This window comes from Kribbella aluminosa, from assembly GCF_017876295.1.
In the GTDB taxonomy this organism is placed as follows: domain Bacteria; phylum Actinomycetota; class Actinomycetes; order Propionibacteriales; family Kribbellaceae; genus Kribbella; species Kribbella aluminosa.
Map to the genome: position 1 here is coordinate 2,867,403 of NZ_JAGINT010000001.1, position 13,889 is coordinate 2,881,291.

Below are 13,889 nucleotides of genomic sequence, written 5' to 3' on the forward strand. Positions count from 1 at the left end.
GGGTCGGCCGCCGGATTGCGCGCTTGGACGCGAGTCTGAGAAAGGTCGATCGCCAACTTGAGCAACATTTCCTCACACTGGGCGAGACCTCGGTGGTCGAGGACGTGTGGGCGATCCAGATGCTGACTCGGCGACTCGATATCGAGGAGCAGTTGCGCTACTGGCATGACGTCCGCGAAGGCGAGGTCGGCGGCCCGCTGGCGCACACCCCGGAGACGATCCGTGGGGGCGACTACGTCCGCGTATCAGGGCACTGGCGAAAGGTTGCCAGGGTCAATCAGAAGTCGGTCACTGTCGAGACGGAGGACTGCGGGACAGGTCGTGCGCCGTACGGTGACATCACCGGTCATCGGCCTGCTGACGGCCCGGACGAGCCGCTGCTGTAATCGGCGATCGCATCTGGCTCGTTCGTCACGCGCAAGGTGGTGAAGCTGCGGCGGATCGCGTCCTCGAGCTTCGCAGCGGACGCAGGTACGCCGACGTATTCGACGATCAGGTACTCGCCGAGCCAGGCGCAGACCCGATGCAAGGGTTCGCCTGCTTCACTCATTGGATTGGGCCTGGACGGTCCCGTCGCGGACGGGCTCCAGCCGAGGTCAGATGGCGGGTGGACCCTGTCGCCGTGATTCAGGTCGCTCCACTGCACTGGGTTCCTCCGGATTGTTAGGCCCTGCCACCGACAGGGGAGGCGGTGGCAGGGCCAGCCCTCGCCGGGGGCGGCGAGGGTTGGAAGGGCGCGACCGACGCGGAGGTGAGGCTCACACGCCGGCCTCACCGGTCTAGATCGGGACGTCGGCCGTACTGGCGAGTTCTGCGTCCTCGTCAGCGTCGAACGGATCCGGGTCCAGCCAGCGGATGTCTGACGCCCCGAGGTGGCCGTGTACCTCGAGTAGCTCGGCGATTCCGGGCCAGAACGTCATGCACGGATTGGGCCCGAGCCATTTCATGGCTATCCACTGGTGGCCGTCCTCGTTCGGCGGGAACTCCACGAGTAGTGCGACGACGCCCGTCCCGCTGACTCCCGATGGATCGCGGTACCGATACAGCTCGCCACGGCGCATCACTTCCGTCTCCTTGGTCTACTCGGGTGACGGCCCGACGACGGCGCCGAGCGTGCCTCAAGACTCGCCGGTGGGACACGAACAGCAGAACCCCCGTTCCGGACTTTTACGGACATTTCGTGCTACGGTCCGAGAAGACATTTACAGACATCTACCCATGGGTAAGGGTGGGCGATCCCAGTGAACGACGCGCTCCGGCGGGCGATGTACGACGCGAACCTGACGGACCAGGACGTGTCGGTGAAGCTGACCGTCGACCCCAAGACCGTGCGGAGGTGGATGCGCGGTCAGATTCCACATCGCCAAACTCGCGAAGCCCTGACCCGCCTCCTTGGCGTTGAGGAGGACGCGATCTGGCCTGAGCTCCGAGCGCTGGGGCCGGGCAACGGCCGGCCGGCCGAGATCGCGGGCGTCTACCCGCGACGCGGTTCGATCAGCTCGCAGAATTGGCTGACCTTCTTCGAGTCGGCTCAGTCGGAGATCGGGATCCTGGCCTACAGCGCCCTGTTCCTCGCGGAGGACGCCCGCATCGTGCGGCTCCTGCGCGAGAAGAGCGACAGGGTTCGCATCAGGATCGCGCTCGGCTCGCCGGACGGTACCAACGTCGTCGAGCGAGCCGCCGAAGAGGAGATCGGCGAGGCGATGGCGGCGAAGATCCGCAACTCACTAGCCCTGCTCAGGCCGCTTCTGGAACAGGACGGCGTCGAGCTCAGGTTGCACGACACGGTGCTCTACAACTCGATGTACCGCGCGGACGACCAACTCTTGGTGAATCAGCACGCGTACGGCATCCCAGCGGCGCAGTCGCCGGTCTATCACTACCGCCACTCGGAGGCGAGCGAGATGTTCGACTCGTACGTCGCGAGTTTCGAAGCGGTCTGGTCTCGCGGCCAGGTGAGATCAACCACCTGACGGGGTGTTGCGACCGCCTGCTGCCGTCGTACTGTCGGGAAGATGACGACTGCGGACGAAGCAAGATCGCTGGCTCGTCGCCTGCTGGCGGACGAGCTGCCGCGGCGCTGGGCGCACACCCAAGGTGTCGCCGCCCGCGCACGGAGCCTCGCAGGGATCCTCGGCGACGAGTCTGAACTCATCGAGGTCGCCGCGTTCCTGCATGACATCGGCTACTCGTCCGAGGTCAGCTTCACCGGCTTCCATCCGCTCGACGGAGCGCGCTTCCTGAGGGACGAACTCGCTGCCGAGGAGATGCTGTGCCGGCTGGTTGCGCATCACTCCGGCGCGCTGGTCGAGGCCGAGGAACGCGGGATCCGTGAACTTTCGGTCGAGTTTGCCCTGCCGGATCCAGGACTACTCGACGCATTGACGTACTGCGACCTGACTGCCGCCGTGGATGGCCACCACGTCGACGTTGAGGAGCGGTTGCATGAGATCCTCATCCGTTATCCGCGCGAGCATGTCGTTCACCGAGCGGTTGTACGGTCGGGGCCGTCATTGCGGCGTGCGGCGACGAACGTACAGCAACGCCTGAGTGCCTGATCGCCCGATGTGACAGCCGGCGGGGTCGCGACATCGAGCCCTGAGCTCAGTCGAAGTACAAGGTGGCGCCGGGATCGAGGTAGTGCTCGATCCGGCGGCGCATCGTGGGGTTCATCTGCAGCGTGGTGAGTTCGGCCTGTGGAATCCAGCGGACGCGTGTGCTTTCGCTGCTGGGCGTGGGGGTGCCGCCTGTGGCGCGGCCGCGGAGGAGGATTGAGAACTCCTGGCGAGCTTCGCCGTTGCTTGTGTACAGGATGATGTGTTTCGGGTCGGTGTAGATCCCGAGGACGTCGAGGATCTCGCAGTCGATGCCGGTCTCTTCCTTGGTTTCGCGTACGCCGGCCCGGGACATGGATTCGCCGAGATCGATTGCCCCGCCGGGGAGAGCCCAGTTGCCGTTGTCGGAGCGTTCGATCATCAGGATCTCGCCGACATCGTTCTCGATCACGACGTTGACCGACGGCACCATGCTGTTCGCGGCCGGCGCGTCCGGATCGTCGTAGTAGTCGATTCGCCTTCCCATCACGACTCCGTCATCGGGGTTGAGTTGTCCCACACCCGCTCGAAACTCTCCAGATAGTGGCCTGCCAGCTCGCCGCCGGGAATCTTGCGTAAGTGCCACAGTGGCGCCTGCGCGGCAGGCAGTCCGTAGATGTGGGTGTTGACGAACAGCCGATCATCCGCGCGATAGATGGAGTTGTAGAGCACCGTGCGGTGCAGCCGGAACTCGATTCCGGGCGCAGCCACGAGTCCGCGATAGAGAACCTGTACGTTGCGGATCTTGGCGGCGAGCGCGTCGCCGATGCCCTCTTCCTCGCCGCGTTCTGCGACATTCGCATCGTCCGGATCGCCCAGAAGAATCCGGACTCGGGCGCCGGACTTGGCCTTCTTGCGGAGAATCCGTTGGAGTCCGCTGTCCTCAGCCAGGAACAGGCCGGCGTACACCAGGATGCCAATCTCGGCGTCACCTGACTCGAACAACTGCCGCCATTCGTCGGCGGGAACGTCGGCGCGGTGCGGGTAGACGCGCACGAGCTCGCTCTCGGCGAGGGCTGCGGCCCGATCCCGAGTAAGAGCGTCCGGCCACAGATATGACTCGTCTCTGGCCAATCGAGTTGCCAAGCGGTGGCGGTTGCGCGGGAAGGGGACGATGTCCCCGGCTACCCAGCGTTCGACGGACTTGACGTTGACGCCGAGCTCATCTGCCAGTGCATGATGTGTCAGCCCGTGTTCCACCATCGCGGCTCGCAGTCGTTCGTTAGGCACGAAACCTAATCTAAGACATTTGAGGACATCTTGAGGGATCCAAGACATCCTGGAGATGTCTCGCGATGCCGTGACGCTGTCCGGGGCGCGGCGAGCATCCTTGCATGTATGAAGAAGGATGCCAGGCGGCCCAACGTCCTGCTCCGCCAGGCCCGTGGCCGGATGACACAAGGCGAGTTGGCTGACCTGGTGAGTGCAGAGATCTACCGCGCCACCGGCGAGGAGGTCCTCATCACCGCGAAGGCCATCTCCGACTGGGAGTGCGGCTGGTACACCTGGCCGTCAGCTGTGGCTCGGCACGCTCTGTGCCGGGTGCTCCATAAACCCGATTCTGCTGCCCTCGGGTTCTTCTACAAGAGACACGTCAGCGCGCAACCGGTGCCAGAACCGCTCTCCATTCTTGATCTGGTGGCCGGTGGCTCGTCCTCAGTAGGGTCGAACGCCCTGCGACTTCCCGCTGGCCGGTCGTACGCCGGAGTGGATGTCGGAGCTCACTACTGTGAGGTGAAGCTGCCGGGGGAGGGTTGGCTGATGGTCGACCCAGGGCCGGATGCGGTGCTGAACCGTCCGGACCGTCGTTCGCTCGTCGTAGTTGTTGACGACGAGCATCGGCACTACGTGGCGGACGGACGTCGGTTCGTCGACCGCGCTGGGCGCCGTACCGGCCCGCAGCCCATCTCGTCGGCGATGGTTCTCGACGACCTGACGGCTGGCGTCATCTGGGCAGCGACGAATACGGACGTCGCATTGCTCGCGGACGATGCACGGCTGGCGAGCAGCCAGTCACGGCTGGCACACTACGAACGGCGCCGTACGTCCGACGTGCCCCTGACTGAGGTGCCGGCGCTGAGTCCAGTTGCCGGCCACTGGCTCGGGTCTCGGTTCTGCGCCCGGCACGTCAGCCGCAACCTTGATCGGTTGTCGGGTCAGCCGTTCTTCTGGACCCGGGAGAGCAGGGGCGAGGAGGCGGCGTCGTGGCTGCTGTGGCGGCACAAGTTCGAGTACCTCCGGCGTACGTCGCGGTGGTTCCCGGGAATGCGCCGTGGCTTCTGCATCTCGGGGACGGATGTCGCGGACTCGCCGACGTACGAGCGAGTGCTACTGCTGCTCGCGGTCGCGTTGATGGAGGCGTTCGGGATCACGGTGGTGCTGAGCTCGGAGCCTGAGCACGCCGACGTCGAGGGATTCGTGCTGGGCAATGAGGCAATCGTCGCGAACTGGCTCGGTGGCTCAGGACTCTGGTACGTCGATGCGAGCGCGCCGCCGTCGCGCCGGTCGGTGTTCCGCGACGTCGCCAGCGAGGTCTCCACAGCGTGCGTGGTCGCCGGGCAGACGGCGAAACGTCGGCTGGAGGCGACCGCGAGCTATCTGAACGTCTCGTGGCCGTGGTTCCAGAGACGTTGCGAGGAGCTCACGACAGCAGGAGTCGACGACCTGGCTCATCCACGTAGTCGACTGCTGTCGACGCAGGGCCTGAACACCGCGATTCGGTACGTTGCCTACATCGACGATCTGCAAAGGAGCTGAGCTTGCGCGCCGCTGAACTGACGATGGGCCGGACGTTCGCCGTCCATTTCGACCACGGTGACGACTTCTACCCGGTGCTGGCCGAGTTCTGCGCGCAGTACGGCGTACGGCAGGGCTTCATCCCGATGTTCATCGCCGGCCTGCGCGACGTCCAACTCGTCGGCACCTGCGAAAAGCTCGAGGACCCCAACGCCCCGGTGTGGAGCGCCGTACATCTCGAGAACGTCGAAGCGATCGGTGGTGGCTCCCTCGCGTACGACGAGGCGTCCGGTACTGTCCTGCCCCACATCCACGTGTCTGTTGGTCTGAAGGCCCATTCGGCGACGGCTCACACCAGCCATCTTCTCGGCGCTAGGATCCAGTTTCTGACCGAGATGTATCTGGTTGAAGTGACCGCTCCAGCTTTCTCGCGTCCTCGCGATCCAGGTCTGTACAACCTGCCGTTGCTCGCGTTCGACTAGAGTCCGGGATCTTCTCAGCCGGGTTCAGACGCGGGTCGAACCTGATGAGTCTCGTCTCATGGGTACCAGCGAGGCGAACAGGTTTCGGGTGACTGTTGATGATCTCCGCAGAGCTGTCGATGCGGACGTCCGTCGGAACTGGTCTGATCGGCAGTGGATGCGGTGGCTGGAGGCGTCTGCGATGCTGCGTGGCCAGTCGTTCAGGAACGTTGTGCTGATCAAGTTGCAGTTGCCGGATGCCGTGTGGGTGGAGGGGCGGCAGGGATGGCAACGCAGGGGGCGCCGTGTTGTGCGTGGCGCGTCTGGAATCAGGATCGTTGCGCCGACAGCGGACTTCGATCGTCATGCCGGTCCGGTGCAGGGCCACGGCGTCGCGACGGTCTGGGACGTGAGTCAGACCGATGGCGCGCAGATTGTCCGTTCCTCGCTCGGGCCGGTCGTCAGCGTACGGCCGAGGAACGTCTTTGCGGGGCTGGCGCAGGTTGCGGCTGCTGCGGGATACAGCGTCGAACAGGGATCGTTGTCGGCGGACATGCGTGGGGGAGGCACCGATCGCCGGCGCCGGCGGATTGTTGTCCCTGGCGAGTTTGACGACCCGGTGGTGGCGCTGAGACTGGCTCACGAGCTGGCTCACCTGCGGATGCACAAGCTGTCTCGTGATTCGGGCTGTCATGGTCTGGTCCGATTGGAGGCTGCGTCGGTTGCGTACACGCTGCTCGCGCGATTCGGCGTCGTACCAGGCGGAGTGTCAACGGACCTCATACCCAGCGTCTCGGGAATGGTCGGCAGATCCCCCGCAGCACGACTTGTTGAGACGTTGGGTGGTCGAGTTGTCGCCGTTGCGGGACGCCTGATCGATGCCGCCGAGCGGCACATCCCAACTTCCGAGATGCGCCTCGATAGAGCCGGGTCGAAGTCGATCGACCTAGACGCCGAGACCAGGCAGCCTGATCTCGGCTTGTAGGTCCTGCCGCCGCCGCGGTTCAGAGGAGATCGGGGTCTTCGAAGGCTTGTTCAAGGGCTTGGGCGGCGGCTGGGTTGGCGGCTCGGCGGCCGAGGTAGACGTCTTGGGTGATGGAGACCTTGGCCTGGCCGAGTTGGTCTGCGATCTGGCGTGCGGTGTGGCCTGCTTCGTCGAGGGCGGTGGCGGTGGTTTTGCGGAGGGCGTGGGAGCGGATCCAGGCGAGTTTGTCGGATTCGGTGGGTTGGGTGGCGTCGTGGAGTTGGGCTTGTAGGGCATGGTGGTGGTCGAGTTTGATGCCGCACGTCGCGACGAGGGTTGCGATGAGCTGGTGGTCGACTTTGGCGGTGCGGAGGGCGCGGCGGGTGTTGGAGGGGTCGCGGAAGCCGCCGAGGGTGTCGGCGAAGATGGGGTCGTCGAAGCGGATGCCGGCGGCATGTCTGGTGCGGATCATCGAGCCGGCCCAGAGGGGGAGGTGGAGCAGGCGGTTGCCTGCTCGGGACTTGGTGTTCTTGCGGATCAGGCCCTCGCCTTTGACTCGTGCGATGGTGTGGGTGATCGCGACGGTGCCGGCTTCGAGGTCGACTTGGGACCAGACGACGGCGAGGGCTTCGCCGATGCGGAGTTCGCCGAGGGCGGGGCGGATGTGGTTCTTGAGGGCGCCTTGGTAGTTGTCGAGGGTGGTGGGTGATCGTCTGCCGTCGGCGACAGCTTCCTTGAACTTGCGTTCGTACAGGTCGATGAGGTCGTTGATCTTGTGCATCGCGGTCAGTTCGCCGGCGTGCTTGCCGGTCCTGGCGCGGTCCTGGAGCTTCTTCAGCAGGGCTCGCTCGGACGCCGTCTTGGTCTTACCGAACGCGGACACCGGGCGCACGCGGCCGTCGTGGTCGCGGAATCTGGCTTGCGACTTGTGTTTCACGACCTTGCCGTTGTCGTCGGTCTGTACGGCCCAGGTTGCGATCTCGCCCCAGGTACCGAGGGGTAGTGGTGGCCTCGCCATATCAAGCCCCAACCGGTGGAGTGGTTGGAGGCTCAACGCTGGCCGGGGCCTCGAATCCGCGAGGTCGGCAGCGATGCCAACTGTTGTGATGTGACGCACAGTCACGATCAGATGAGGGCCGAGACAGCAGCTTCGATGGAGTGTGCGCAGGTCGGCTCGGCACCGAGACTCGGGACAGTGGTGCGTAAGTGGTGCGCGCCGGACATGAAGGAGCCCAGGGCACTTGCGTGACCTGGGCTTTTGTGCGCCGCCAGGTGTGCGCCGCCAGGGACTCGAACCCCGAACCCGCTGAATTCCAGCTGAGACCGATTATCACTTGTCAATGTTGCTCGGGGTCCGTTACAGGTAACGGATTCCGCAGCCGCATGTTGCGCGTAAGTTCTCATCGGCAACCATTCTGTCGCGCTGATTGAGGTGCGTAAAGAGGTGCGTTGCCGGTTGGTCGCGCTGTTTGCGGACCTGTCGAAGAAGGGCGTCCCGGCGTCCGTGGGGTGACCTGTTGTCCAGGTCCACCGAGCGTTATCTGGATCCCAGTGCATGGCGCGTGCCTCGCCGCTGATGGGTGGGTCGGGGAAGGCGCTGATCACCGCGACCGCATCGGCGAAGCTGGCTGGGTAGCCGATGGCGGCTGGGCCTCGACGTCGTAGCCATGCCGTGTCTACGCCCCGGACGTTGATCCCGATGCGTTCGTCGCGGCCGGCGCCACTGTGGTCGGCGACGTCCTGATCGGAGCCCGTGCCGGCATCTGGTACGGCGCGGTCCTGTGCGGCGACGGTGACCGGATAGAGATTGGTGCCGGAAGCAACGTTCAGGACAACTGCACATTGCATACCGACCCCGGCTTCCCGCCTCGGCCTGGAACCGGCGTGACGATCGGGCAGCAGCCGTGCTGCACGGCTGCCGGATCGGCGACAACTCGCTTGTCGATGCTGATGACGGCGTACAAGGCCGCCGGTCCGGGGATGGGCGCCGTCGTGATGAACCGCGCCGCGATCGGCCCGGAGTCGATGATCGCCGCTGGAACGGTCGTGCTCGAAGGCACGCCGGTTCCCGCGCGGTCGTTGATCGCAGGTGTCCGTGCGACGGTACGCCGTACGCTCAGCGACGACGAAGTCGCGCGGCCGGCGCCACAGCGCACAAACCTACGAAACTCTCCGCCTCCGCCATGCCGCTGCACGCGCGTGAATGAGCGGCACTTGCACCTACCGCGGTCCTGGGCTGCGCAGGGTGAGCTGGTCAACTGGAGGCTGGCAGGGCCTAACCTCAAGTCCGAGGAGTTCGTGTCCGGAGCAGGACGATCGGCGGCTCCGCTCGGGTGCTGTGGGTCAGGGTTGCTCGTTCAGCAGGGCAGTTGCGCGTGTCTTGGGGACTCCCAGGAGCAGCAGGCTTGTGATTGTCGCGGCTCGGACGCCGAGGGTCCCGTTCGACCGGTCGCTGTCCGCGATGGTGAACACGGCGCCGTAGGCAAGCTGGCTCAGAATGCCTGCCGGCAGATGCTGTGCGAACACATCGCTGTCCTGGCCTCGTTGCACGAGGTCGGAGAGGAGATTGTCGAGTGGTCCGAGCAGGCCGTGGATCGCCTCGCCGTACTCGCCGCGGCGCAGCGCCAGCAGCACTCGGTACCGGTGCGCCACCGGCCAGATGCGGGCGACGAATTCGACCCACGTCGCGTCCGCCTCCGCCCCGGAGGCGTTGATTTCGGTGAGTACGGCTGTCATTTCGGTGACGGCCCGTTCCGTGAGTGTCCGAACCAGGTCGAGGCGCGAGGGGAAATGTCCATAGACGGTACGCCGGACGACGCCGGCCGCGGAGGCGATGTCGCCCATTCCGGCGTCGGGGTTCTCTCCCAGGACAGCGAGGGCGACGTCCAGAATGCGATTGCGTGTCTCGGTCATCGAGCGCGCGCGGGAGGACTCGGTGGACACGACATCATCATTGCACACTGGTGTGCAATGAAGTAGATTGCACACCAGTGTGCAGCGAAGGGAGTTGCGCTGTGCTTCGAAGTTCAGGAGAACAGGTCATGACCGCACCGACGCCGCCCGACTCGACCCTCGTCCATCCGTTCACCGTCTCGATCCCGGATGCGGAGATCGACGACCTGCGGCTGCGACTGGCCCGAACCCGATGGCCGGATCCGGAAACGGTGGACGACTGGTCGCAAGGGGTCCGCGTAGCGAACGCCAGATCTCTGGTCGACTACTGGGAGCACCGCTACGACTGGCGGCGTTTCGAGTCCGAGCTCAATCGCTTTCCCCAGTTCCTGACCGAGATCGATGGGCTGGACATCCACTTCCTCCACGTCAGGTCCAAGAATCCCCACGCGATGCCGCTGATCCTCACGCACGGATGGCCGGGATCGATCGTCGAGTTCCTGAAGCTGATCGGCCCGCTGACCGATCCGGTGTCGTTCGGAGGAGACGCCGCCGATTCGTTCGATGTCGTCGTACCGTCGCTCCCCGGGTTCGGGTTCTCCCAGAAGCCCACGGAGACCGGGTGGACCGTATCGCGCATCGCCGGCGCGTGGGTGGAGTTGATGAAGCGTCTCGGCTACCCGAGCTGGGCCGCGCAGGGCGGCGATTGGGGTGCCGTCGTCACCACCGCCCTCGGGGCCATGCAACCTGAGGGGCTGCTCGGAATTCATCTGAACACCCAGTACGCCTTTCCCGCACAGATCCCCGACGCCTTGTCGCCCGAACAGCGCTACGCCGTGGAGACCGTCGCCCTCTACACCGGCGATCTCGGTGGGTCGAGCCATCTGCAGGGCACGAAGCCGGAGACTGTCGGATTCGCCCTGGCGGACTCTCCCGCTGGTCAGGCGGCCTGGATCTACGAGAAGTTCCAGTCCAAGACCGACAACCACGGGCTCGCCGAGGACGCGCTCAGCATCGACGACATGCTCGACGCGATCTCCCTCTACTGGTTCACCAACAGCGCAGCATCGTCCGGCCGCATCTACTGGGAAAACAAGTCGGCCACCCTCGTTGGCCCGAAACTGACGTTGCCGGTGGCGGTAACCGTCTTCCCGAGAGACATTCCACGCCTGCCACGAAGCTGGATCGAAGACACCTACAGCAATCTGATCCACTACGGCGAGGCCGACAAGGGCGGCCACTTCGCAGCCTTGGAACAGCCAGAGATCCTCGTCAGCGAAATCCGCACCGGGCTACGCCCCCTCCGCTCCGGACGTCGTTCGACCAGACCGAGTCGCTCGACGGGCGATGTTCCGACGCTTCCGCATCGGTAGACCGCGCGTGCGGTGACCCACTCGCTTTACGACATCGAGAAGAACGATCCGTCCAACCTCGTCGCCAGGGCACCGGACGGCTTGGTCGCAGGGTAGGCCCAGATCCTCGCCGGCAGCCTTGGGCCACGCGTGAGGACCTGCGGATCGCGATCGTGACCTGGATCGACCGGACTTATCAGCGACGGCGGCGGCAGGACGTGCTCAGGCGGTTGACCCCGGTCGAATACGAGTTGATCATCACGGCGGCCGCCAGACAGGTCGCCTAACCGGACCCTCCTGACGCAGAGACTCAGGCAGACGGGACATTGGAAGCGCTGTCGCGCTTCGGCAAGGCGACTCGTCTGGATCATGCCTTGATATCGCGATTGACGCCGATGTGTGCGGGATTCGACTGAACCGCGTCCAGACCTCTGGCCGCGGGGTTGTGACACCGCCTACTGTCCGGACGGAGCTTGCCCCCAAGCACCTCATCGGATGCGAGCGCTCGCCCGAATCTCAACCCGACACAGGAGTTCGGACAGATGGCGGAGAAGCTACAGCAGGCAATCCCTCTGACCGTTGCCTTCGGCATCCTTGCATTGGGCTGGATCGAGATCGCACTCAACTTCAGCTTTCACTGGAACAGCAACGGCGATCCCGGCAACGGCCTCGGGCTGCCCGCCAGCCTTTGTCTGGTCGCTCCGGCCGCGTTCGTCGCATGGGGCCTGGAGTTCGCAGCCTGCGCCGACGCGGCGACCGTCATCAAGGTGACGATCGGGTCGATCATCGATTCCGTTGCGGGACGCGTGCTGATGGCTGTCGCGCCTGCTACAGCGGAACTCCCGAACTTCTGGGGCATCGCGCTCGGGGTCGGTGTCCTGGGCTTCGGTGCGGTAATCCTGTCGGTCTTCGACCGGTACTACGCGCCAGCTACGCTCGGGGCGTTCGCTGCAGTGGTGTTCTGCTGGACGGCAACGGGCCTCGACCACTGGGCGCAGAAGGGCGGCGGCGTCGGCAGCGGGCTGAAGTCGCCTGCGGCCCCGGCGGCTGCCGGGCACGGGCGCGTTCGGTGGAGTGCTCTCCACGCCGTACGCCTGGGTCGCGGTGAGCTGCGCGGCCTCTCTTCTCGCCGGCCGCCTTCTCGCCTACCTCAACACGGCTCTCGCGGGTCTTGTCGGCGCAGCCGTCGGCAGCGCCCCTGCCCCTCCGCGGGCGTGGGTGTAACGACGCTGTCCGCCGTAGGTCAGCGCATGCCGGCCCACCGCGGTCGTCGTCTCAGAAGCACGCATCCACTCCCAGCAACCTAGAGGAGCCATGACCGTCGTGAAAGACCGCGTCTTGGACGAGAGCACTGACCGCCGCACAGGCATCTACATTGCGGGGAAGTGGGTCGCACCCGCCAACCGAGCCGTCTTCGCAGTTGATGATCCGGCCACCGGCCAGATCGTCCAAGAACTGCTCGACGCCACGCCTGACGATGCTGTGCTCGCGCTCGACGCTGCGGCTGATGCGCAGCGGTCTTGGGCACTCACTCCGCCCCGCGTCCGCAGCGAGATCCTACGGAGGGCGTTCGAGCTGGTCTTGGAGAAGCGCGATGTCCTGGCGTCCACCATCACGAGGGAGATGGGCAAGTCGCTGGCGGAGGCGCATGCAGAGGTGACCTACGGAGCCGAGTTCCTTCGCTGGTTCGCGGAGGAGGCCGTGCGCGTCCACGGACGATCCATGATCACGCCCGAGGGCACCGGGCTCATCCACGTCAGCCGCAGGCCCGTCGGACCTTGTTACCTCGTCACACCGTGGAACTTCCCGCTCGCCATGCTCACGCGCAAGGTCGGTCCAGCACTCGCCGCCGGATGTACGGTGGTCATCAAGCCTGCTGACCTGACGCCGCTCACAGCGCTCCTGGTCGTAGAGATCCTCGCTGAGGCAGGTGCGCCGGACGGCGTCGTCAACCTGGTCACCACCACGCAGCCGGCGCCCATCAGCACGGCGATGCTCGGCGACGAGCGGCTCCGCAAGATCAGTTTCACCGGGTCGACGCAGGTCGGGAGGATCCTGCTCACTCAGGCAGCCCAACGAGTGTTGCGCTGCTCCATGGAGCTCGGAGGGAACGCTCCGTTCATCGTCCTGGAAGGCGCCGACGTCGACGCCGCGGTCGAGGGTGCGATGCTCGCCAAGTTCCGGAACGTCGGTCAGGCCTGCACTGCAGCTAACCGCTTCCACGTCCACCACTCGCTTGCCGACGAGTTCGCCGCCAAGTTGGCAGCCAAAGCTGGTGCGCTGAAGCTCGGGCCAGGCTCTGACCCGGGCGTGGACCTCGGGCCAATGATCTCGGATGCGGCGGTCGAACGAACGATTCAGATCGTCGACGACGCTGTGCAACGGGGCGCGACGGTCCTGACCGGTGGTCGTCGGCCCAAAGGAGAGGGGAGCTTCCTGGAGCCGACTGTGCTGGCCGACGTCCAGCCGGGAAGTCGCGCGCTTGCTGAGGAGATCTTCGGGCCCGTCGCTCCGGTCGCGAGGTTCGACAGCGTCGCGGAGGCACTGGCTGCTGCCAACGACACCGAGTACGGACTGGCGTCCTACGTGTACGCGCCGTCACTCGACGTGGGCCACGCGTTCGCCAGCGGGCTCGAGGCCGGGATGGTCGGAGTCAACACCGGGCTGGTCTCGAATGCGGCCGCGCCGTTCGGCGGAGTGAAGAGCTCCGGCCTCGGGCGCGAAGGCGGCACCGAAGGCATCGAGGAGTACCTCACAACCCGTTACGCCGCGAGCCCCGAACCACGGCTGCGCTGACCGACCCGAATGGCTCGAGGGCGGCTAGCCATCCTCATTGTGACGAGCGCCACATAGGATACTTTGTGCGGCTCACACGGCCACGGGCCGTCGC

Annotated in this window: 16 protein-coding genes and 1 pseudogene; 10 read left to right on the plus strand and 7 right to left on the minus strand. The window is 65.4% G+C overall.

All coding sequences use genetic code 11. The features are described from left to right. Positions 1-23 precede the first annotated feature (23 nt). On the plus strand, positions 24-386 hold the full coding sequence (locus JOF29_RS13860) for a hypothetical protein (protein WP_209694603.1): 363 nt from the start codon (positions 24-26) through the stop codon (positions 384-386). Here the strand turns inward: JOF29_RS13860 and JOF29_RS13865 are convergent. Together JOF29_RS13865 and JOF29_RS13870 are read right to left on the minus strand one after the other, a co-directional pair. Continuing rightward, a complete protein-coding gene (locus JOF29_RS13865; protein WP_209694604.1) occupies positions 347-550 on the minus strand; it encodes a hypothetical protein in 204 nt (67 codons plus the stop codon). The two genes, JOF29_RS13860 and JOF29_RS13865, sit on opposite strands and share 40 nt — an antisense overlap. 229 nt (positions 551-779) lie before the next feature. Further along, positions 780-1,061 (minus strand): hypothetical protein, encoded by a 282-nt coding sequence (locus JOF29_RS13870; protein WP_504739545.1) that lies wholly within the window; start codon positions 1,059-1,061, stop codon positions 780-782. Positions 1,062-1,241: 180 nt separating this feature from the next. Here JOF29_RS13870 and JOF29_RS13875 point away from each other — a divergent pair, with 180 nt between their 5' ends. Together JOF29_RS13875 and JOF29_RS13880 are read left to right on the plus strand one after the other, a co-directional pair. After that, complete coding sequence (locus tag JOF29_RS13875) at positions 1,242-1,973, plus strand: helix-turn-helix domain-containing protein (RefSeq protein WP_209694606.1); 732 nt, start codon at positions 1,242-1,244, stop codon at positions 1,971-1,973. Positions 1,974-2,015: 42 nt separating this feature from the next. After that, a complete protein-coding gene (locus JOF29_RS13880) occupies positions 2,016-2,558 on the plus strand; it encodes an HD domain-containing protein (RefSeq protein WP_209694607.1) in 543 nt (180 codons plus the stop codon). Positions 2,559-2,604: 46 nt separating this feature from the next. Here the strand turns inward: JOF29_RS13880 and JOF29_RS13885 are convergent, their stop codons facing one another. Beyond that, on the minus strand, positions 2,605-3,081 hold the full coding sequence (locus tag JOF29_RS13885) for an NUDIX hydrolase (RefSeq protein ID WP_209694608.1): 477 nt from the start codon (positions 3,079-3,081) through the stop codon (positions 2,605-2,607). Then, positions 3,081-3,824, minus strand: coding sequence for a helix-turn-helix domain-containing protein (locus JOF29_RS13890; RefSeq protein ID WP_209694609.1), 744 nt, complete (start codon positions 3,822-3,824; stop codon positions 3,081-3,083). The genes JOF29_RS13885 and JOF29_RS13890 overlap by 1 nt, the downstream gene beginning before the upstream one ends. A 108-nt stretch (positions 3,825-3,932) precedes the next feature. Between JOF29_RS13890 and JOF29_RS13895 the strand changes: the two genes are divergently transcribed. From JOF29_RS13895 to JOF29_RS13905, 3 genes are read left to right on the plus strand one after another with little or no spacing between them, the layout of a single operon-like run. Further along, complete coding sequence (locus JOF29_RS13895) at positions 3,933-5,351, plus strand: hypothetical protein (protein ID WP_209694610.1); 1,419 nt, start codon at positions 3,933-3,935, stop codon at positions 5,349-5,351. Between the two features lie 2 nt (positions 5,352-5,353). Beyond that, positions 5,354-5,812, plus strand: a complete 459-nt coding sequence (locus JOF29_RS13900; RefSeq protein WP_245357576.1) for a PPC domain-containing DNA-binding protein — start codon at positions 5,354-5,356, stop codon at positions 5,810-5,812. A gap of 58 nt (positions 5,813-5,870) precedes the next feature. After that, a complete protein-coding gene (locus JOF29_RS13905) occupies positions 5,871-6,776 on the plus strand; it encodes a hypothetical protein (RefSeq protein WP_209694611.1) in 906 nt (301 codons plus the stop codon). Positions 6,777-6,795: 19 nt separating this feature from the next. Here JOF29_RS13905 and JOF29_RS13910 read toward each other — a convergent pair whose 3' ends face one another. From JOF29_RS13910 to JOF29_RS13920, 3 genes are all read right to left on the minus strand, one after another. Next, a complete protein-coding gene (locus JOF29_RS13910) occupies positions 6,796-7,773 on the minus strand; it encodes a tyrosine-type recombinase/integrase (RefSeq protein ID WP_209694612.1) in 978 nt (325 codons plus the stop codon). Between the two features lie 808 nt (positions 7,774-8,581). Continuing rightward, positions 8,582-8,815, minus strand: a complete 234-nt coding sequence (locus JOF29_RS13915) for a hypothetical protein (RefSeq protein WP_209694613.1) — start codon at positions 8,813-8,815, stop codon at positions 8,582-8,584. A 283-nt stretch (positions 8,816-9,098) separates the two neighbouring features. Continuing rightward, positions 9,099-9,698, minus strand: coding sequence for a TetR/AcrR family transcriptional regulator (locus JOF29_RS13920; protein ID WP_307863318.1), 600 nt, complete (start codon positions 9,696-9,698; stop codon positions 9,099-9,101). 98 nt (positions 9,699-9,796) lie between these two features. On the opposite strand from JOF29_RS13920, the gene JOF29_RS13925 reads away from it, so the two are divergent. From JOF29_RS13925 to JOF29_RS13935, 4 genes and pseudogenes are all read left to right on the plus strand, one after another. After that, positions 9,797-11,020 carry an epoxide hydrolase family protein gene (locus JOF29_RS13925; RefSeq protein ID WP_209696120.1) on the plus strand — a complete coding sequence of 408 codons (1,224 nt, stop codon included), beginning with the start codon at positions 9,797-9,799 and terminating at the stop codon, positions 11,018-11,020. Positions 11,021-11,130: 110 nt separating this feature from the next. Beyond that, a pseudogene (locus JOF29_RS43005) lies at positions 11,131-11,286 on the plus strand (IS3 family transposase); the annotation flags it as partial. A 255-nt stretch (positions 11,287-11,541) separates the two neighbouring features. Further along, on the plus strand, positions 11,542-12,306 hold the full coding sequence (locus tag JOF29_RS13930; RefSeq protein ID WP_209694615.1) for a hypothetical protein: 765 nt from the start codon (positions 11,542-11,544) through the stop codon (positions 12,304-12,306). A gap of 7 nt (positions 12,307-12,313) precedes the next feature. Then, the gene (locus tag JOF29_RS13935) at positions 12,314-13,795 is read left to right on the plus strand and encodes an NAD-dependent succinate-semialdehyde dehydrogenase (RefSeq protein ID WP_209694616.1); all 1,482 of its coding nucleotides are present in this window, start codon (positions 12,314-12,316) and stop codon (positions 13,793-13,795) included. Positions 13,796-13,889 lie beyond the last annotated feature (94 nt).